The sequence below is a fragment of the Bradyrhizobium sp. 18BD genome (genome assembly GCF_054185225.1).
The window spans coordinates 98,639-117,708 of record NZ_JAVAYL010000002.1; the positions used below are offsets into that span (position 1 = coordinate 98,639).

A 19,070-nucleotide genomic window follows, 5' to 3' on the forward strand; every position below is an offset into this window, starting at 1 on the left:
ACGCAGAGCGCAATGACAGTTCGCAGCCCGGATGGAGCGTAGCGCGATCCGGGAATCATGGAATGACGCAATTGCTGTCCCGGATTTCGCTGCGCTCCATCCGGGCTACGGCAGTGCGAAGCTTGCCTCAGCCTACCACTCGACCCCGGCCCAGCGCCGTCCGAACACCGGCGGCCTGGTCTTCACCGCCTGCCAGCCGAAGAAATGATGCTTGCCGGACCAGCTGTGCACCACGCCGCTGCAAATGCTGCATTTGAAGCTGCCGGTATGCGCCTCGCTGTGCTCCTCCCGTGTCGCGGTGTAGTTCATGCTGCAACCCGCGCAGGTGAATTCTTCGGTCGTCCAGATGCTGTTGGCCATTGCAGCTCGGTCTTCTCGGATGTTCGACGGCAAGCGTAAGGACGGGCGTTTGCATCGGCGTAAACCGGCCTGCGGAAATCCGGTTAATCGCCGTTAGCCAAACCCGCCGGCGGACATTGCAGGAAGTTCCAGGTCGCTCCAGCGCCGGGCCTCGAACCGGTCGTCTTGACGGCGGATGCGGGGCTCGCAATAACCCGGGATTGTGCCAGTGCCGGAACCCGCGTGATGCCGCAAGGAAAGCCCTGCCCGTGAAAAGCCTCCGTCAGCTCCTCACGGGAGAGGATATCATCCAGCTCGTGATCCGGCTTGGTCTGCTCGGCCTGCTGATCATCTGGACCTTCCTGATCATCCGCCCGTTCGTGCCGATCCTGGCCTGGAGCGGCGTGCTCGCGGTCGCGTTCTATCCGGCCTTCAGCTGGGTCGCCAAGATCCTCGGCGGCCGGCCCAAGACCGCGGCGGCGATCCTCACCCTGATCACGCTCGGCATCGTCATTGGCCCGGCGACCTGGCTTGGCATCAGCGCCGTGGACGGCGTGCGCGAGCTGGCGCACCAGCTCAGCACCGGCGACCTCGCGCTGCAATCGGCGCCGGAGCAGCTGAAGTCGTGGCCGCTGGTCGGCCCGTGGCTCTTTGAGCTCTGGGACCAGGCCTACACCAACATCCGCGCGGTGCTGCGCGAGGTGGCGCCATATCTCCAGCCGCTGGCCGGACCGTTGTTGTCGCTTGCGGGGGATGCCGGTCTCGGCACCGTCCAGTTCCTGCTGTCGGTGTTCGTTGCCGGCTTCCTGTTTCCGCACGGTCCGCGGCTGGTCGCGGCCGGCCGCAACTTCCTGGTCAGGATCGTGCCCGAGCAGAGCGAGCATTTCCTGGAGCTCGCAGGCGCCACCATCCGTGCGGTGGCGCAGGGCGTGATCGGCGTCGCCGTGGTGCAGGCGCTGCTGGCCGGCTTCGGCTTCAAGCTCGCGGCCGTGCCGAGTGCGGGCCTGCTCGCCTTCATCGTGCTGCTGCTCTCGATCGTGCAGATCGGCGCCTTCCTCGTGCTGTTGCCCGTCATCATCTGGATCTGGACCGCCAAGGACGTCACCACGGCGCTGCTGCTGACGATCTTCCTCGTCCTCGTCGGCTTCATCGACACCATGCTGAAGCCGCTGGTGATGGGGCGCGGCCTGACCACGCCGACCATCGTGATCTTCGTCGGCGTGATCGGCGGCACGCTCGCTCACGGCATCGTCGGCCTGTTCATCGGGCCGATCATCCTGTCCGTGGCATGGGAAATGGCGATGGCCTGGATCCGGACGGAGGACCGGGCGGGAGTGAGCGAAGGCTGAGCCTCCCGCATGCGCTGTGATCAAAGTTCCCGGCGAACTTGTCTATTGGCCTAGACAAGTTACGATAGGCGAGATTCTGTTTTCGAGCCTACGATTAGGAATGGCGAAGTCTTCCAAGCTGGTTGCCGCAAGGCGCGGCAAGGTTTTGTTGGTCAGACGACGATCGGACGGCCTGTGGATGTTCCCGGGCGGCCGCAAGCGCGCGCGCGAGTCCGACAAGGATTGCCTGCGGCGGGAGATCAAGGAAGAGCTGCCCAAGCTGAAGCTCGGCCGGATCAGCCTCTGGAAGGAAGTGACGGCCCGGAACAAGCGCTCCGGCCGCAAGATGAGCGATGCGATCTTCATCGCCAAGGGCGCCAAGGGCAGGCTGGCGATCGGCGACAAGAACGAGATCGATCGCGCCGCCTGGCAGAAGCCGCGCGGCATTCGCCTGACTGCGACCTCGCGCTATATCCGCGATCGCCTGTTTCCGAGGAAGCGGCGCCGGAGCTGAGGGCCGCGCGCGCTGTGCGGGTCGAGCGCGTTGTGGTGCGACAAATCGCCCGGCGTTGCCCCGGGATAGCTTGGCGCGCCCTCTAATCCGATCGCTGCGCCGCGCGCGTTCGTCCGGCAAATCTCCGCGACGGCCCCGCCTGCGGTTGCGGTGCTGCGATCCGCGCTGCTTCGGCCTCGCGCAGCGCCTTACGGATCTTGCGGGCATCGCGCATCGCGCGCTTGATGAAGGGGTGCTGGGAGTCTTCGGCGAAGAACAGCACGACCTCGCAGCTCGGACATTGCCTGGAATAGCCGTCCTGCAATCGCCCGGCGCGATCGCGAAACACGCCCTTGCACCGCGTGCACTGAATCTGGACCGAGCTCATTCGCGGACAACAATGGTCATTGGAAATGGATCGCCACGTGAGCCCAAATGTCTGAAGAATGTTTGAATGGTCAGGGGGGCTGACCAGTCTTCAGCGTTCACGGCCGAGCGACGTCCGCCCGTCGCGATGACAGCAGGCGCGGCCGCTATTGCCTGGCAGCTATCGCATCCAGGCACTGGTTGAGATAGGCGGTGCGATCCCGTGGCAGCACCTTCTCGAGATCCGCCTTGAGCGCGCATTCGCGCTGCCGCACCTGTTCGGCCCGGCGCTTCTCGGCCGCCTCGCGATATTCGGGTGCAACCTTGTTGGGGTCGACCAGTGCCTGCGCGCGGGCAGGGACGGTCGAAAGGAGCACGACGGCGGCGATGAAAATGAATGTTCTCAAATGAGCCTCCTGAAAAAGGCTGAGGCTAACGCGGGGTGTGGCGCAGCTCAAACGCAAATGCGGCGCGCCCCGCCGCGGGAGCAGATCCGCGGCACTGGAATGTGACATCCGTCACGGCCACGGTTCGTACTATCGCGAGAACGTGCCGCCACCGGCCCATCGCCGAGCTGTGATGCCATGTCGGATTGCGGCGGGACCGTTGGCGCATCACATCAGCCGAGGGGCGATGTTCGATTGGATCTGGTCCGATGCGCTCTGGTCTGGCGATGGGTCTGTTGATTGTCCTGTGTACCGCTGCCAACGCTGCGACGGTGCATCGTCCCCGCACACATCATCCGCGCTATCCCGCGGTCGATCCGTCCGGTGCGGAGGTCGATCCCCGGGCGCGCTTCGCGGTCCCCGGCTGGAGCGATGAAGCAACACAGCGATGGCTGAACAATGCCTCGTCCAATGTCGGCCGGGGAGGATAGAAAAATCAGACGACGTGTGAACCAGTTCACACGCGATCTCTGAGGCCGCTGCTACGAAGGCCCCATTGCTTTACCGATTGATATTTTGAAAACACCCCAGCGCTCCCTACCAGGCGCTGGGGTTTTTCGTTTGGACCGTGGTGGACCCTGGCCACGCCAAATGGCCCTAGCCACGCCAAGGCTTCGCGAAGCGCGATCCGGCTGGGTGACGTCTGGCTGGGCAGGCGAGGCGGCTAGGCGGCCTGCTCCTCAAACGAAGTGTAGACCCGGCCATTTGGATCAACGATCTGAACGTCCCAGCACCCGTCCTCGATCAGCTCTTTGGCCTTCTTGAGGGCGGCGGCGAGAGACAGCCGCTTGAGGCTGACGACGCCTGCCGTGTCGAAACCGCTGATTTCAAACATGCCATTCCTCCGGATTTTGCCGAATCCTACACCTTTCTCACGGGTTGTCTGCCGGCTTTTTTGGGGTGAGGGGCATGGAACAGGGGACAGTGCTGATCCGGCCGCCGCCGCTGTCATCCACCGACCGTGGTTCAATATCGCGTAGCAGCTTCCGCTCCGGTGACTATGACGGATCGACCAGCGCGCCGATCAGGGTGCATAAGATCACGGAATTGCTCGTAGTCGCCGTGCTGACTCTGACGAATGGAAAGCGTCCCTGGCCGATAAGCCATTCCGTGGTCATATCAAAGTACGCATTGAAGTCCGTGTTGGATGCGGGCCCGGTATATGCGACGTTCGGAAGGGGGAGCGGTAACCAGCGTTGGATCGCGTTTGGAATGCCGTCCGTTGAAATAAACAGGCCGCCGACGTAAATGGGCTGCGTGGTTTGAATTTTGCAGTGCAGCTTTTTGACCATCACCATCTTGTTCGCTGGCGTCTGCGCAAAGAACACGCTGCAATTGGTTTGGCTGCTGCATGTGCCGCTGATTGTTTCGTCATAGTATGTGCCGACCACGACGGGCGCTGCATGGACCTGGCTTCCAGCAAAGAGCGCCGCGGCAACAACAGCCGATGTGGCAAATTCTGCAAAACGCATTTTGATCTCTGAATATAAGCTGCGGGTAGCGTAGCGGTGAGGCTGGGCATTGGTAGGTTCCCGCCCGCGAAAGGTTCAAACCTGAGTTGGGGATCGGGGGCGTCTTGCGAACCGCCACCGCGGGCGCTGTCGCATCGCCCCCCGTAATCTGCCGGGCTGGCTTGACGGGTCCGGCAGCCATTTCGCTAACGTGGAATTAAGCCGAAAAGCTCACAATTTTCGACAGTTGTAAGTGAGTGCTGCGTAAAGGAGGGGTCCGCGAGGACGTTCCGGCGTTGGCCTCCTTTTGCCCGCTCATTTGAGGTCAATGCACGTGACCACGACATCCGAAGCGCAAGGCCTTGTCGAACAACTCGACCCCGCAGCACTGGCGCTCGCCGCAGCGCCCGAGCCCGCAGCCCCTGAAGCTCCAGCGCCGATCAAGCAGTCCAGCCGGACATCGGTCCTGGCCCTGTCGGTGTGTGCCCTGGCGATCAATGGCGCGGCCGCCATCTACACCTGGCCGTCCGACCTTCCGTCGCTGAATGTCAGCCGCTTGGCCGAATTGCTTCCGCGCGGGGACGCTCCCGCGCCGAAGGCGGACCCGGTTGCCGCGGCCTTGAAGGACATCCAGTCGGCCCAGCAGCAGCACACGGCCTCGCTGCAGGAGAACAACCAGGCCTTGCAGCAAAATGCGGCTCTGATGCAGCAGGATTCAATGGTGCTCCTGTCGCTGCGACAGAGCATCACTGACGAGCGGGTCGATGTGAGGAAGATATCCTCGCAGCTGTCCACGCTCATCGCGAAGGTCGACACGCTGCAGAGCACGATGACGTCGGACGTGACGTCCTCCATCCGGAAAGCGCATGCCCGCTACGGACTACCCGCAGCGCTGCGCAAGCGGATGGTCCGGCAGTCGAAATCCGTCGGGCCCGTTTCGGTTGGAGGAGCCCCACTGACTGCGCCGGCGACGGTTGCCGCGCCGGAGAGCTGATGACACCGCAGGCTCGCCAATACGGGCTTTGGCGAGCGCGGAGCGCTTGCAGACCATGGCACCGCCGATATTCTCGCTCACGTGGGCGGTGGAATCATGGTGCCGGTGATGCTGCAATTCAGACTAACCCCCTGTGTATCGCCCGGGATCGTCTGGCCCGACAGTACCACATATCTGTTCTGGCCGACGAAGAAAAAAACGTTCTGATCGAAGTTATAGAAATAGAATCCATTTGCTGCGTTCGCGGTGACCGGTGGAAAACCGAGAAATACGGTCCGGAGCACGGTGCCGCCCGAGCTCGGAGGTGCCGTCCAGACTTGAAAATACATCAGCTGAAGTTGCGCGCGCGTCGTAACGTTGCAGTACACGTGATTGATGGAAAGGTAGCCGTCCGACGGAGTCGGCGATGAGACGCCGCTGCAGTGATTCGTGTTTGTGCAGTTCACGCCTGCAAAAATGTCTTCGTAGTAGAGATTGGTGAGCCGCTGGACCTGTCCAGCTTGTGCCGGAATGCTTGCGCAGTTCCAGGCCGTTCCGGCAAACAGAAGCAAAGCGGTGGTGATTTTAGCGAATTCAGCGAAACGCATCTCGACCTCCAAATGAAAAAAGTAGATGCCGCATCTTTGATGCTGCGCGGGCGTGTGTACCGCGCTCCCGATGAGGCGCGCGTCGTCCAAACGACCGATGCGGCTTGGAACGAGTCGATCAATTTGGTGCTCAGGTCTGACCGGCGATTACGGGCCGCGGATCGCCCGCTCAAAGTCGGGCAGAACGTCGGCCTGCGACCGGCCGGGACGAGATCAAACGCCTAATCGACGGGCTCGACAGCACCATCGACGTCGACGAGGACTTCACGGTTGACGACGAGCCCTGTGACGAGGATTCCGACGCGGAGCCTTCGCCAGACTCGTTCGCTGGCGGGCCCACAGAATCTGTCTGCGTCACGCACGCTGTTTCTCTCAGAAATAGGCCGTTTAGTACGCTCTACCTGCTCACATTACATTGACAGTGCACACAATTGCGCTGTCGGAGTGACGAATGAGCTTAGCACTCAATCGCAGTGCACTCGATCGCTACCCGTCCGATCTAGTTTTGAAGCTGCTGCCAGGTAATTTGCCCTCGATCGAGAAAGCCCTTTGGAACACGAAGGCTCCGAAAGCGGTGATTGGAAGCACTATGATGAACACCAGCGCGGTGAATGCCCAACCGTCTACCACCGTTTTGCCCGTTACCATTTGAGCGACGGCGATAATAACGAAGGCCGCCAGCGCAGCCCATGCGCCATAGAGCGTGCCCTTCAGGCCGTAGCGCCCCAGATCATTCGCAAGTTTAAGCCTTTCGATTTCCACATCTTCTGCTGTTGCCATTGGATCAGTTCCTTGATGATGGGCACCTCTGCACGAACAGTGAAACTTCTTACCTCAGCCAATATACCCTACATCCATACGTTGACGAGGTCGCTTTTCTCGCCGACTAGCCGGGCCGATTTCCGGCTATAAGAATTCGGCAGTTGGGGCGTTCTGGTAGACTGCGGCAAACCTGCTTCTGCCAATTCACGCATTGAGTTTGTTCGCGCATGTCACCGAAGGTGATCTTTCGGAGCCGCATCCCGCCATCGAAAAGCGACACAAGCCGGAGGCAAATTATCGATCCCTTGGGCCGCGGAATGGGCGCGAGCTACTGCCCTTCGTGGGTGTGGAGAAGTCCGCACTTGCGATGGCATCTCTGCAAGCGCCCGCCGATCAGCACTGGAACGATGGTCGCGAGCAACACAAGGAAGCCGGATGGTGTCCAGTACCTCATGGGTCCCCGGCTGTGTGCAGGGCGTGTGCACAGCCGGAAATTGGACTTCAATCAGGCGGTGGAAGCTTTGGGTTTAAGTCTTTGATTTTAAGTGGTGAGCGCGCTGGGGCTCGAACCCAGGACCCCGTGATTAAAAGTCACGTGCTCTACCGGCTGAGCTACGCGCTCCCATGGCCGCTGGATGGCTTTCGAGATCGCCATCGTTGTCGGACATTCGAGAAGCATGTCTTGCCGCTGCGCTTGAAATTCGCGTCGCGGGGAAAACCGGCTGTTTCCGGATCATGCTTTCGGCCCGCGCTGTGTAGGGGCACCGGCTGCGGAGGTCAATAGCTTGGGTGGCTGCCGAAACTCGAGGCAGGACCGGGGATTTGCCCGCGCTATCCGTCGTTTAGGCCGGAAATCTCAACCTGATTGGTGCGTGGCTATCCACGCCGAACACTGCGGACGGCCGTCGGCGCGGACGTCTTGCCCGCGCCGACGATGTTCGTCCCGTCAGTTCGCCTCGCGCCGGACCTCGTTTGGCACGGCCTGCGGCGTGCCGGCGGGGGTCGGCAGCGCGACCGGGCGCAGGCCGATCAGCTCGGCCGTGCGGATCGCGCTGTCCCGCCAGAACTGGAACGAGTTGATGCGGCTCAGCTCGAGGATGGCGATCGCCACGGCCGCCAGGAACGGCAGGCTCTGCAGCACCAGCACGCCGGCGAAGATGTAGATCTCGGTGATCTGCCGGAAGCTGTTGGACGCCACCAGCACGCCGGCGCCGACCAGGAGCAGGGTGCCGATCACGGCCTCCCAGAACGCCTGGAACTCGATCGACATCCGGGACAGGCCGCCCTTGGAGGTGCGCGCGAAGGCAATGTGCTCGGTGATCAACCCTTGCGCGACCGCGCGCGACACCGTCCATTGCACGCTCATCGCGGCGATCATGGCGCCCAGCATCTGGCCGGGTTTGATCGCGACGCGCGCGCGGTACATCGACAGGAAGTGCGCGAGCGAGACGATGAAGGCGCCGATGATCGGCAGCGTCAAAATCTTGTCGGGGATGGCGATGTCGGCGAAGGCGACGATCGGCACCCAGATGAGGTTGAGCAGCGCCACGACCACGCCGAGGCTTTCGGCTCCGAGCCAGTTCAGCCAGCCCAAACCGTATTCGCGCTTCTGGTCGGGCGTCAGCCGGCTCTTGCCGGGCAGGAAGTGGCGCCAGTGCTTCTTGACGATCTGGAGGCCGCCATAGGCCCAGCGGTGGCGCTGCTTCTTGAAGGCCTCATAGGTGTCGGGCAGCAGGCCCTGGCCGTAGCGGTAGCGGGTGTAGTGGGTGGTCCAGCCGAGCTCCTGGATGGCCAGGCCGAGATCGGAGTCCTCGCAGATCGTGTCGGATGACCAGCCGCCGGCCATGTCCATCGCGGCGCGGCGGATCAGGCACATCGTGCCGTGCACGATGATGGCGTTGGCCTCGTTGCGCTGGACCATGCCGATGTCGAAGAAGCCGGCATATTCGCCGTTCATGATGTAGTGCATGATCGACAGATCGCCGTCGCGGTGCTCCTGCGGCGCCTGCACGAGGCCGACGCGCGGATCGGCGAAAGCCGGCACGAGGTCCTTCAGCCAGTCGGGATCGACGACGTAGTCGGCATCGAGGATGCCGATGATCTCGGCGTCGACGGCGGTGCGGTCCATCGCGATGCGCAGCGCGCCGGCCTTGAAGCCTTGCACCTTTTCGGCGTTGATGAACTTGAAGCGTTCACCGAGCGCGCGGCAATGGTCCTGGATCGGCTGCCAGAACGCGGGATCGGGCGTGTTGTTGATGATGACCACGCATTCGTAGTTCGGATAGTTCAGCCGCGACAGCGCATCGAGCGTCTGCTTGAGCATCTCGACCGGCTCGAAATAAGCGGGGATGTGGATCGAGACCTTTGGGAAGTAATTCTCCGGCGCGTTCTCGACCGGCGTGCTCTTGGCGAGCAGCCGCTGCGGCGGACGGCCGAGGGCCACGGCCGCGATCTCGTCGATGCGCGCCATCGCGATCAGGACCAGCGGAACAAGCAGGATCATGCCGAGCGTCAGCGCGAAGGCCGAGCCGAAGATGAAGTAGTGGCCGTTCCAGAACGCGAACACAGTCGCGGCCCAGGCGCCGACGCCGTTGGCGGTCGCCGACAGCAGGAACGCCTGCTTGGCGGTCGGCTGTTCCAGCCGCAGGATCGGCAGCGACAGGAGGATACCGACCAGCAGCGCGATCGTCATCAGCTTCCAGTAGTCAGGATTCTCCACCGGGCCGGTCCAGGCGAATTTCGCCTCGCGGTTGGCGTTGAGGATGCCCCAATACGGACCGACGCCGCCTTCGAAGAACTTCCAGGGCTGATCGATGGCTTCGACGATGTTGTATTCCATGCCGATGGCTTCGGCGCGGCTGACGAAGTTGCGCAAGGTCAGCGCCTGCTGGAACGAGCCCGGATCGGCGTTGCGCAGATTGTAGCCCTGGCTCGGCCAGCCGAACTCGGCGATCACGATGCGCTTGCCGGGGAACAAATTGCGCAACAGATTGTAGCGGTCGACGGCCTGGTCGACCGCCTGGTCCGAACGGAAGTTTTCCCAATAGGGCAGCACGTGGGCGGCGATGAAGTCGACGTTGGAGGCAAGGTCGGGATTGTCGCGCCAGATGTTCCAGATCTCACCGGTGGTGACGGGCACGCGCACCGAGCCCTTCACCTTCTTGATCATGTCGATGAGGTCTTCGACCTTCTGCTCGCCGCGATAAATCACCTCGTTGCCGACCACGACGCCGACGACGTTGCTGTTCTTGCGGGCGAGCGCGATCGCGGCTTCGATCTCGCGCTTGTTGCGATCTGGATCCTTGTCGATCCAGGCACCGACGGTGACCTTGAGGCCGAACTCGGCCGCGATCGGCGGCACCAGTTCCACGCCGCCGGTGGACGAATAGAGGCGGATCGCGCGCGTCATCGTCGACAGCGTTTTCAGGTCGGCGCGGATTTTCTCGACCGTCGGGATGTTGTCGATGTCGGGGTGGGCTGAGCCTTCGAACGGTGCGTAGGAGACGCTGGGGAGCAGGCCCCTGAAATCGGGCGCAGGTTCCCTGTCGCGCAAGACTCCCCACAGCCCAGCGTGAAGCGCGGACACGAGCAACAGAACGGCGGCGACAACGCGCATCGCGGCTAAACCAAAAGGGGCTGAGGTGGCAGGGAAGCGGATCCGACCCCGAGATCCGACCGAGTCCGCGGCAAATGGAGCATACCTCTGCCGCGCGGTTTCACAACTGTCATGGGCTCATGTCCTTATCAGGGCATGGCCTTTTGGGAATGCGTGGCAGTGCCAACCGTCTCTATCGCCGATCGTTCCTGAACGACGGCTGAAGCGGCGTGCGATTATTTCTGCGGCGCGGGCGACGGGCTTGCCGCAGGCGAGGGGCTCGCTGCGGGCTGCGGGGCCTGCGCGTTGCCGGTGGTCGGGGCCGCCGGCTGGGAGGCGCTGGCGGCCGCCTGCTGCGGCTGGGAAGCCGGATTGATCCAGCAAGCGTGTACACGGCTGTCCAGGGTCTCGGCGACCTTGGGATCGATCTGGCCGCCGAAGCGGGTCAGGCAGCGGAAGGCGGCCTGGATGTGGCCGCCGGGGCAGCCGAAGCGGTCGTAGAGGTCGAGATGGCGGAACGCGGTATCGAGGTCATCCCGCCACATCAGCCGCACCACGCGCCGGCCGAGCCAGACGCATTCGGGATTGCCGGCCGGGCCGTTGATGACCTGGGCGGCTTCGGCGAACTCGTCGGTGCGGCGCTGGTTCTGGGCGGCATCCTTGGCGGCGGCGTCGGCGGGCTGGGCAGCGGCCTTGCCCTGGTCAGGGGCCGGCGTGCCGCTCTGGGCGAAGGCGCCACCGAGGCCGGCCAGAGCAAGCAGGGAGGAGACGGCCAAGGTGGCGGCGAACTGCCGCAGGACCGCATTTCGTGACTGACGCACCCGTTGCCGCATGAATTCCCCAATATCTCCGCTAACCGCCCACGTCAGGATCCCGCGGACGCGCCGGTGATGGCGTCCAAATGGGTCTCCAATGCGGCGGAAAATTCCCGGCGAGTCTGATGACCTGTATTTCGAATTTTGTCCAGCAAAGTCACGATCCTAGGCCTCTGTCGAACGGCCGCAGCTAAATTCCTTGGGGTAGTGGGGGATCCATCCCGGCCTCACCCCTTGGCAGATGGCGTGCGAGCAGGTAATCGACGGCCCTTCGCGGAGGACGGAACCGATTTCTCTTCGTACGCCACTGGCGCTTCTGCTCGTCTCACTGGGGGTAATCGTTGCCGTGTGGTGGTGGCTTGCCACGCCGATCACGCTCGCGCGCGCGCCGATCGATCCCACCGAAAAGGTTCAATGCGTCTCTTACGCGCCGTTCCGCGGCGAGCAGTCGCCGCTGAACTCTTGGACCCATATCGAGGCCGACCAGATCGAGCAGGATCTCCGCCAGCTCAAGGAGATCACCGACTGCGTCCGCACCTATTCGATGGAGAACGGGCTCGACCAGGTGCCGGCGATCGCCGCCCGGATCGGCGGGATGAAAGTGCTTCAGGGCATCTGGCTCTCTAGCAACCGCACCAAGAATCTTGAGCAGGCCGCGCTCGCGGTCCGCCTCTCCAAGGATTTCCCCGGCGTCATCACCAGCATCATCGTCGGCAACGAGGTGCTGCTGCGCGGCGAGATGACGACGGCGGACCTCGTCTCAATCATCCGCTCGGTGAAGGCGCAGGTCAGCGTGCCCGTGACCTATGCCGACGTTTGGGAGTTCTGGCTGAAGAACCGCGAGGTCTACGACGCCGTCGACTTCGTCACGATCCACATCCTGCCCTATTGGGAGGACTTCCCGGTCAAGGCGAAGTTCGCCGCCGCCCATGTCGAGACCATCCGCGAGCGGATGGCGGTCGCGTTTCCGGGCAAGGAGATCCTGATCGGCGAGACCGGCTGGCCGAGCGAAGGGCGCATGCGCGAGGGCGCGCTGCCGTCGCGCACGAACCAGGCGCGCGTGGTCTCGGAAATCCTCAGCCTCGCGAAGGCGCAGAAATTCCGCGTCAATCTGATCGAGTCCTACGACCAGCCGTGGAAGCGCAAGCTGGAAGGCACCGTCGGCGGCTATTGGGGTCTCTATGACTCCGTGCGCCGGAACCTGAAATATCCGCCGGGCCAGCCGATCAGCAATTTCCCGTACTGGAAATGGTACATGGGCGCGGGCCTGGGCCTGTGCGTGCTGGTGTTCGCGGTGGCGCTGATCACGCTGCGCCGGCGGCCGTGGACGCCACGCTTCTCGGCCTGGCTCGGCGTTGCCATCTCTGCGACCACGGCGGGCAGCCTGCTCGGGATCGGCGTCGACAAGATGTACTATGAGAGCTTGGGCATCGGCGGCTGGATGCATTGGGGTGCGCTGCTGCTCGCCGGCATTTTGTCGCCGATCTTCTGCGCGCAGGCGATGGTGATCGGCCGGAGCCTGCCGACCTTCCTCGATCTGCTGGGTCCGCGCGAGGGCCGGAAATGGTCGAAGCTGACGGCGGTGCTGGGCCTGACGCTGGCGGTGACTGCGGTGATCGCAGCGCAGACCGCGCTCGCCTTCGTGTTCGACCCGCGCTACCACGACTTCCCCTACGCCTCGCTGACGATGGCGGTGGTGCCGTTCGCGCTGTTGTTGACGCTGAACCGGCCGCAGATCGGCCAGCGTCCGATCGCTGAGGCGGTGTTCGCTGGCGTGCTGGCGCTGTCGGCGGTCTACGTGCTCTTCAACGAGGGCCGCGACAATTGGCAGTCGCTATGGACCTGCGCGATGTTTCTGCTGTTCGCGCTCACGCTGTGGCGGGCGCGGGCCGAGCAAATCCAAGAATGAGCAGGCCGATCGCAAGGCCCGACAGCACGACATTGTAGAGCACGATGCCGAGGCCGGCGGCAGCGATGCCGACGGTCAGCAGCACGATCGACGGCCGCAGCAGGTTCAGCGTCGCCACCACCAGCGCGACGATGCCGAACACCGAATTCTTGAACAGTACGGTCGCCACCGAGCGCGCCTTGCAGATCATCGTCTGCAGGCCGGCGTCGCAGGCAAGTCCGACGGTCGAGAGCTCGATCCCGAGATAGCGCAGATACAGCGCATAGCCGACGGAGGCGAAGCCGACGACAATCAGGAACTGCACCTGGTAGGGCGTGAGGCGGAAGGGCTTTTTTGTCATGGCCGCAATATGGTCGGGATGGCCGGAAGGGGCAACAGGCGCAGGGAAGTTTCCTGCGAATTCACGCGAGAATGTCCGATCGAACTGGCTCGCGAAAGCAAGCGTTCGAGACGATTACCGCCTGAAGAACGACGATAGCGTCGACCCTGTCGATGCGGTCTCCGGCTTCGCCTGCGCAGCCGGCTGCGGCGCCGCAGGGGCGGGCGCAGGCGCGGGCTCCTCGCGCTTGGATGAGCGTTTGGAGGAATAGCCGCGACGGTGCTTGTCCGGCTTGGCGGCGGGCGCGGGGGCCGGCGTGCTCTCGGCTTGCGGGGTGGCGTCCTGGGTCTTGTCGGAGGCCTTCTCCTGAACCCGGTCCTGGGACTTGTCCTGGGATTTGTCTTGTCCCTTTTCCTGGGACTTGTCCTGTCCCTTCTCTTGCCCCTTGTCCTGGCCCTTCTCCGAACCGCTGCGCATCGACAGGCGCTGGCCGTCGAACACGGTGGTCTCGCAGTGGCGATCGCTTTCGGCGAGGCCCGCGCAGAGCTTTGCTGCAGCGGCGGCGTTGATCAGCGGGCCGGCGCCGAGACGCAGCTGCATGCCAAGGCCGGTCGCGCCTTCCTTGATCATGATGATCGGGCGCAGCGCTGCGACTTCCGGATTGGATTTGGTGACGCCGCGCCAAAGCGCGCGCAGGCCGTCGAGCGAGTTGGCGCCGCCGAGGTCGATCGCAAAGCGCGTCTGCTGGACTGCGATCGCGGGCGCCTCGCTTTCGGCTGCCTCTGGCGGCTTGGCCGCGGCGGCGACTTCGGTCGGAGCGGGCGCCGGCTCGGGTTTCTTCTCGGCGGCCTTCTCACCCGTTTCGGGCTGAACCAGCTTGGAGGCGGCCGGATCAGGCGGCGCCATCATTGACTTGGACGGCAGCAGCGGCAGCATCGGCAAAGCCGACGTCGTCACCGGCGCCTGCGACACGAGTGAGGCGGCGGCCGCGGTCTGCGGCGGCAGGCCTGCCTGATCCCTGGCGGCCTCGTTCGACGTGTCCTTCGTTTCCTTGGCGGCCTCTGCGCGCAGCTTCTCGTTTGGCGCGGCCGGCGTCGAGGCGACCGGCGCGACGCTGGGGGCCGGCGGTCCAACCAGACTGGCGGCGTCCTGCGGCTTCGCCGCGGAGGCCTGCGCCGCACCGGCGTTCTGTCTCGCGATGGCGCCGGTGACGGACTCGAGTCCCTGCTCCAGCATGGTGACGCGCGAATAGAGCCGGTCGCGATCGGTGTTCAGCGTCTCGATGGCGGAGGCGAGGCGGCGCGCCTCGTTCTGGCTGTCCTTGGTCAGGAGCTGCAACCGGTCGGCCTGGCGCGCGAGATCGGCGGAGGCGACCTGGTCGCGCCGCCAGCCGAGCTGGGTCTGGTTGGACATCACGGCGAGCACGACGGCGCCGATGGCCGTGACGCCCCACGTGCCCAGCCGCCACATCATGCGGCGGTCGAACGTGCTTTCCTCGGCCAAAAATCCGGAGAACAGGCCGCCGGTCTCCTTGTCGCCGAAGGCATCCGCCAGTGGGTCGGAATCCTTTGCCATGAACGTTAAGTGCCCAGCCCCTGTCCGGCTTCCCCCGAATCAATCAGGGAACATTAACAGGAAAACCCACTCGCACTTGAATTCCGGGCGTTTGCGGGGGTAGCAAGGCGGCAGCTCATGAGGGCGTTCCGCCCGTCGCGCCAATTGATTCGGCCGTATCTGACAGGATTTCGATGACCGCCCGTTCCAGCCTCACGATCGTGCTCGCCGCCGGCGAAGGCACGCGCATGCGATCAAGCCTGCCGAAAGTGCTGCATCCCGTTGCGCATCAGACGCTGCTCGCCCATGTGCTCGCCGCCGCCCCCAAGGGAGCCGGCACCTCGCTCGCCGTCGTGATCGGTCCTGATCATCAGGCGGTCGCGGATGAAGCCAAGCGCATCCGTCCCGACGCGCTGACCTTCGTCCAGAGCGAACGGCTCGGCACCGCGCATGCGGTGCTGGCAGCGCGAGAGGCCATCGCGCGGGGCGCCGACGATCTCCTGATTGCGTTCGGCGATACGCCGCTGATCTCGGCCGAGACCTTTGCGCGGCTGCGCGCGCCGCTTGCCAAGGGCGCCGCGATCGCCGCGCTCGGTTTTCGCGCCGCCGATCCCAACGGCTATGGCCGCTTCATCGTCGAGGGCGATCGTCTGGTCGCGATCCGCGAGCAGGCGGACGCCAGCGACGCCGAGCGCAAGATCGATCTGTGCAATGCCGGCGTGATGGCGATCGACGGCCGCCGCGCACTCGACATCCTCGAGAAGATCGGCAATGCGAATTCCAAGGGCGAATATTATCTGACCGATGCGGTCGGCATCGTCCGCGAAAAGGGATGGGAGTCCGTGGTGATCGAGACCAGTGAGGACGAGGTGCGCGGCATCAACACCAAGGCGCAGCTCGCGGAAGCCGAAGCCGTGATGCAGGCGCGCTTGCGGAAAGCGGCGATGGATTCCGGCGTGACGCTGATCGCGCCGGAGACGGTTTACCTATCCGCCGACACGGTGTTCGGCAAGGACGTCACCATCGAGCCGTTCGTGGTCATCGGCCCCGGCGTGTCGATCGCCGACGGCACGGTGATCCACTCGTTCTCGCACATCGTCGAGACCACGCTCGGCAAGAAGGTCTCGATCGGCCCCTATGCGCGTTTGCGGCCCGGCACCTCGCTTGGCGACGGCGCGCGGATCGGAAATTTCGTGGAGACCAAGGCGGCGACGCTGGAGGCCGGCGTCAAGGTCAACCATCTCTCCTACATTGGTGACGCCACCGTCGGCGCCAATTCCAACATCGGTGCAGGCACCATCACCTGCAACTACGACGGTTTCAAGAAGCACAAGACGATCATCGGGCAGGGCGCCTTCGTCGGCACCAACTCCTCGCTGGTCGCGCCCGTCAAAATCGGCAACGGAGCCTATATCGGCTCCGGCTCGGTGATCACGCGCGATGTGCCTGACGATGCGATGGCGCTTGAGCGCAGCCAGCAGACCATCCGGGAAGGCGGCGCGGCCCGCTACCGCGAAATGAAGACCAGCGGCAAGAAACTGGAAAAGAAGCCGGAGACGTGAGCGCCGGCTGCCGTGTCCTCGCGCTTCATCAGCGATCTCTTCAGTTTTCTGATCGAGACATTGGTCACGGGGATCGGGCGGATGCTGCTGCGGGAACCGTTCGATGACGATCCGCCCGAGATTGTCTGCCTCGTCATCGGGCTGGTGTTCTGGGCGCTTCTCGCTTTCCTCGTATTTGCCGTGGCGCGGGGGTGGTGAGACGCACCGCTATCAGTCGTCGGCGAATTCCGAGAAGATCGCGCGAGTCAGGCGCCAGCCGCGCGGCTTGGCGCGCTTGGCCGGCTCGCCCTGCACGTGCTTGACGAACACCGGCTTGCTTTCCTTGCCGCGCTGGGGCGGCGGCCAATGCGCAAGGTGCGTGCCGGTGGTTTCGCTGGCGCGCACGGACAGCGATGACAGACCTTTGCGACCGGACGAGCTCTTCATGGCCTTGATCTCCTGGCCCGGAATCGTTGGTCAAACTTGTTGACAAGAAGTTAATGCGCGCGGTTTAACGCCGGCCAATTCGACGCAGTCGAAGCAGAGTGCGAGCCGGTGCTGTCTCAATCAGCAATAATTATTGACTATCTGGTTCCTTAGGAACTTCGCTAAAAACTGAGCGCGTCGTTTTGGCGATTTTTCGACGATTTGGGGGATATTGATCCGCATGTGCGGGATTGTCGGCATTCTCGGGCGCGAGCCGGTTGCAGAGCAATTGGTGGATTCGCTCAAACGTCTTGAATATCGCGGCTATGACTCCGCGGGCGTCGCCACGCTCGAGGGCAAGCTGCTCGCGCGCCGCCGCGCCGAGGGCAAGCTGAAGAATTTGGAGAAGCGGCTGGAAGCCGAGCCGCTCAAGGGCACGACCGGGATCGGTCACACCCGCTGGGCCACCCACGGCAAGCCGACCGTCAACAACGCCCATCCGCACGCGACCGAGCGCGTCGCCGTGGTCCACAACGGCATCATCGAGAATTTCCGCGAGCTGCGCGAGGAGCTCGAGAAGAACGGCACGGTGTTCCACACTGAAACCGACACCGAGATCGTGCTGCATCTGGTCGACGATCTCATGACACGCGGCAACAAGCCGGTGGAAGCGGTGAAGCTGGCGCTGGGGCGCCTGCGCGGCGCCTTCGCACTCGGCTTCATCTTCGCCGGCGACGACGACCTCATGATCGGCGCCCGCAACGGCCCGCCGCTGGCGATCGGCTATGGCGACGGCGAGATGTATCTCGGCTCCGACGCCATCGCGCTCGGCCCGTTCACCGACACGGTCAGCTATCTCGAGGATGGCGACTGGGTCGTGCTGACCCACAAGAGCGCCACGATCTTCGACAAGGACGGCCACGCCGTCCAGCGCGAGAAGATCAAGCACGCGGCCTCGACCTCGCTGGTGGACAAGGCCAATTACCGCCACTTCATGGCCAAGGAGATCCACGAGCAGCCGGAAGTGGTCGGCCACACCCTGGCGCGTTACGTCGACATGGCGAGCGAGCGCGTCTCGCTGCCGGTCAAGCTGCCGTTCGATTTCAACGACATCCGCCGCATCAACATCACCGCCTGCGGCACCGCGAGCTATGCCGGCTTCGTCGCAAAGTACTGGTTCGAGCGCTTTGCGCGCGTGCCGGTCGAGGTCGATGTTGCTTCCGAATTCCGCTACCGCGAGGCGCCCTTGCGCAAGGGCGATCTGGCGATCTTCATCTCGCAGTCCGGCGAGACCGCCGACACGCTGGCCGCGCTGCGCTATGCCAAGGCCGAGGGCGTGCACACGATTGCCGTGGTCAACGTGCCGACCTCGACGATCGCGCGCGAGAGCGAGACCGTGCTGCAGACGCTGGCCGGTCCCGAGATCGGCGTCGCCTCGACCAAGGCGTTCACCTGCCAGCTCATGGTGCTGGCAAACCTCGCGATCGCGGCCGGCAAGGCCCGCGGCGAGCTGTCCGACGCGGACGAGACCAAGCTGGTCCACGGCCTCGTCGAGATCCCGCGCCTGATGTCGGATGCGCTCACCACCGAGCTCCAGATCGAGAAGCTTTCGCGCGAGATCGCCAAATCGCGCGACGTGCTCTATCTCGGCCGCGGCACCAGCTTCCCGCTGGCGCTGGAAGGCGCGCTGAAGCTGAAGGAGATCTCCTACATCCACGCCGAGGGCTATGCCGCCGGCGAGCTCAAGCACGGCCCGATCGCGCTGATCGACGAGACCATGCCGGTCGTCGTGATCGCGCCCTATGACCGCGTGTTCGAGAAGACCGTCTCCAACATGCAGGAGGTCGCCGCCCGCGGCGGCAAGATCATCCTGATGACCGACGCCAAGGGCGCGGCGGAGGCGACTGTCGAATCCCTCGTCACCATCGTCATGCCCGACATGGCGGCCGCCTTCACGCCGATGGTCTATGCCGTCCCGGTGCAGCTGCTCGCCTATCACACGGCGGTCATCATGGGCACCGACGTCGACCAGCCGCGCAACCTCGCCAAATCGGTGACCGTGGAATAGGCAGAAGGGACAAGGGCCGCTCGCTTCGTGATCTTCCAAAACCTGCTAGAAGACCCTAGCTTGAGCGTAGCGACCGA

Annotated in this window: 19 protein-coding genes and 1 tRNA gene; 7 read left to right on the forward strand and 13 right to left on the reverse strand. The window is 63.9% G+C overall.

Annotated elements, in window-relative coordinates:
* Positions 1 to 132: 132 nt before the first annotated feature.
* The gene (locus RAD16_RS03670) at positions 133 to 360 is read right to left on the reverse strand and encodes a hypothetical protein (protein WP_458156518.1); all 228 of its coding nucleotides are present in this window, start codon (positions 358 to 360) and stop codon (positions 133 to 135) included.
* Between the two features lie 242 nt (positions 361 to 602).
* On the opposite strand from RAD16_RS03670, the gene RAD16_RS03675 reads away from it, so the two are divergent.
* Both RAD16_RS03675 and RAD16_RS03680 read left to right on the forward strand, forming a co-directional pair.
* Entirely contained in the window at positions 603 to 1,688 is a 1,086-nt protein-coding gene (locus RAD16_RS03675; RefSeq protein WP_458156942.1) for an AI-2E family transporter, read from the forward strand.
* A 100-nt stretch (positions 1,689 to 1,788) separates the two neighbouring features.
* On the forward strand, positions 1,789 to 2,181 hold the full coding sequence (locus RAD16_RS03680) for an NUDIX hydrolase (protein ID WP_458156519.1): 393 nt from the start codon (positions 1,789 to 1,791) through the stop codon (positions 2,179 to 2,181).
* 82 nt (positions 2,182 to 2,263) lie between these two features.
* Here RAD16_RS03680 and RAD16_RS03685 read toward each other — a convergent pair whose 3' ends face one another.
* The 4 genes from RAD16_RS03685 to RAD16_RS03700 form a co-directional block, all read right to left on the reverse strand.
* Positions 2,264 to 2,509, reverse strand: coding sequence for a hypothetical protein (locus tag RAD16_RS03685; protein WP_458156520.1), 246 nt, complete (start codon positions 2,507 to 2,509; stop codon positions 2,264 to 2,266).
* A gap of 184 nt (positions 2,510 to 2,693) precedes the next feature.
* Complete coding sequence (locus RAD16_RS03690) at positions 2,694 to 2,933, reverse strand: hypothetical protein (RefSeq protein ID WP_458156521.1); 240 nt, start codon at positions 2,931 to 2,933, stop codon at positions 2,694 to 2,696.
* Between the two features lie 703 nt (positions 2,934 to 3,636).
* Complete coding sequence (locus tag RAD16_RS03695; protein ID WP_326904485.1) at positions 3,637 to 3,807, reverse strand: hypothetical protein; 171 nt, start codon at positions 3,805 to 3,807, stop codon at positions 3,637 to 3,639.
* 163 nt (positions 3,808 to 3,970) lie between these two features.
* The gene (locus RAD16_RS03700; protein WP_458156522.1) at positions 3,971 to 4,444 is read right to left on the reverse strand and encodes a hypothetical protein; all 474 of its coding nucleotides are present in this window, start codon (positions 4,442 to 4,444) and stop codon (positions 3,971 to 3,973) included.
* Between the two features lie 307 nt (positions 4,445 to 4,751).
* Here RAD16_RS03700 and RAD16_RS03705 point away from each other — a divergent pair, with 307 nt between their 5' ends.
* The gene (locus tag RAD16_RS03705) at positions 4,752 to 5,417 is read left to right on the forward strand and encodes a hypothetical protein (protein WP_458156523.1); all 666 of its coding nucleotides are present in this window, start codon (positions 4,752 to 4,754) and stop codon (positions 5,415 to 5,417) included.
* A gap of 77 nt (positions 5,418 to 5,494) precedes the next feature.
* Here RAD16_RS03705 and RAD16_RS03710 read toward each other — a convergent pair whose 3' ends face one another.
* The 5 genes from RAD16_RS03710 to RAD16_RS03730 all read right to left on the reverse strand — a co-directional run bounded on the left by RAD16_RS03710 (position 5,495) and on the right by RAD16_RS03730 (position 11,194).
* Complete coding sequence (locus RAD16_RS03710; protein WP_458156524.1) at positions 5,495 to 6,004, reverse strand: hypothetical protein; 510 nt, start codon at positions 6,002 to 6,004, stop codon at positions 5,495 to 5,497.
* 486 nt (positions 6,005 to 6,490) lie between these two features.
* The gene (locus RAD16_RS03715) at positions 6,491 to 6,784 is read right to left on the reverse strand and encodes a hypothetical protein (protein WP_458156525.1); all 294 of its coding nucleotides are present in this window, start codon (positions 6,782 to 6,784) and stop codon (positions 6,491 to 6,493) included.
* Between the two features lie 528 nt (positions 6,785 to 7,312).
* Positions 7,313 to 7,388, reverse strand: a tRNA-Lys gene (locus RAD16_RS03720).
* 324 nt (positions 7,389 to 7,712) lie between these two features.
* Positions 7,713 to 10,382, reverse strand: a complete 2,670-nt coding sequence (locus tag RAD16_RS03725; RefSeq protein WP_458156526.1) for a glycosyltransferase — start codon at positions 10,380 to 10,382, stop codon at positions 7,713 to 7,715.
* Positions 10,383 to 10,597: 215 nt separating this feature from the next.
* On the reverse strand, positions 10,598 to 11,194 hold the full coding sequence (locus tag RAD16_RS03730; RefSeq protein WP_458156527.1) for a beta-1-3, beta-1-6-glucan biosynthesis protein: 597 nt from the start codon (positions 11,192 to 11,194) through the stop codon (positions 10,598 to 10,600).
* Positions 11,195 to 11,417: 223 nt separating this feature from the next.
* On the opposite strand from RAD16_RS03730, the gene RAD16_RS03735 reads away from it, so the two are divergent.
* Positions 11,418 to 13,085: a glycoside hydrolase family 17 protein gene (locus RAD16_RS03735; protein WP_458156528.1), complete on the forward strand. Its 1,668-nt coding sequence runs from the start codon at positions 11,418 to 11,420 to the stop codon at positions 13,083 to 13,085.
* Here RAD16_RS03735 and RAD16_RS03740 read toward each other — a convergent pair.
* Both RAD16_RS03740 and RAD16_RS03745 read right to left on the reverse strand, forming a co-directional pair.
* On the reverse strand, positions 13,045 to 13,425 hold the full coding sequence (locus RAD16_RS03740; protein WP_458156529.1) for a hypothetical protein: 381 nt from the start codon (positions 13,423 to 13,425) through the stop codon (positions 13,045 to 13,047). The genes RAD16_RS03735 and RAD16_RS03740 overlap by 41 nt on opposite strands.
* A 114-nt stretch (positions 13,426 to 13,539) precedes the next feature.
* Positions 13,540 to 14,979: a hypothetical protein gene (locus RAD16_RS03745; RefSeq protein ID WP_458156530.1), complete on the reverse strand. Its 1,440-nt coding sequence runs from the start codon at positions 14,977 to 14,979 to the stop codon at positions 13,540 to 13,542.
* 173 nt (positions 14,980 to 15,152) lie between these two features.
* Between RAD16_RS03745 and glmU the strand changes: the two genes are divergently transcribed.
* Together glmU and RAD16_RS03755 are read left to right on the forward strand one after the other, a co-directional pair.
* On the forward strand, positions 15,153 to 16,520 hold the full coding sequence (gene glmU, locus RAD16_RS03750; RefSeq protein ID WP_458156531.1) for a bifunctional UDP-N-acetylglucosamine diphosphorylase/glucosamine-1-phosphate N-acetyltransferase GlmU: 1,368 nt from the start codon (positions 15,153 to 15,155) through the stop codon (positions 16,518 to 16,520).
* A 12-nt stretch (positions 16,521 to 16,532) separates the two neighbouring features.
* On the forward strand, positions 16,533 to 16,718 hold the full coding sequence (locus tag RAD16_RS03755) for a hypothetical protein (RefSeq protein WP_458156532.1): 186 nt from the start codon (positions 16,533 to 16,535) through the stop codon (positions 16,716 to 16,718).
* Positions 16,719 to 16,730: 12 nt separating this feature from the next.
* Here the strand turns inward: RAD16_RS03755 and RAD16_RS03760 are convergent, their stop codons facing one another.
* Positions 16,731 to 16,946: a hypothetical protein gene (locus RAD16_RS03760; protein ID WP_458156533.1), complete on the reverse strand. Its 216-nt coding sequence runs from the start codon at positions 16,944 to 16,946 to the stop codon at positions 16,731 to 16,733.
* Between the two features lie 220 nt (positions 16,947 to 17,166).
* On the opposite strand from RAD16_RS03760, the gene glmS reads away from it, so the two are divergent.
* Positions 17,167 to 18,993 (forward strand): glutamine--fructose-6-phosphate transaminase (isomerizing), encoded by a 1,827-nt coding sequence (gene glmS / locus RAD16_RS03765; RefSeq protein ID WP_458156534.1) that lies wholly within the window; start codon positions 17,167 to 17,169, stop codon positions 18,991 to 18,993.
* The last annotated feature ends 77 nt before the right edge of the window (positions 18,994 to 19,070 follow it).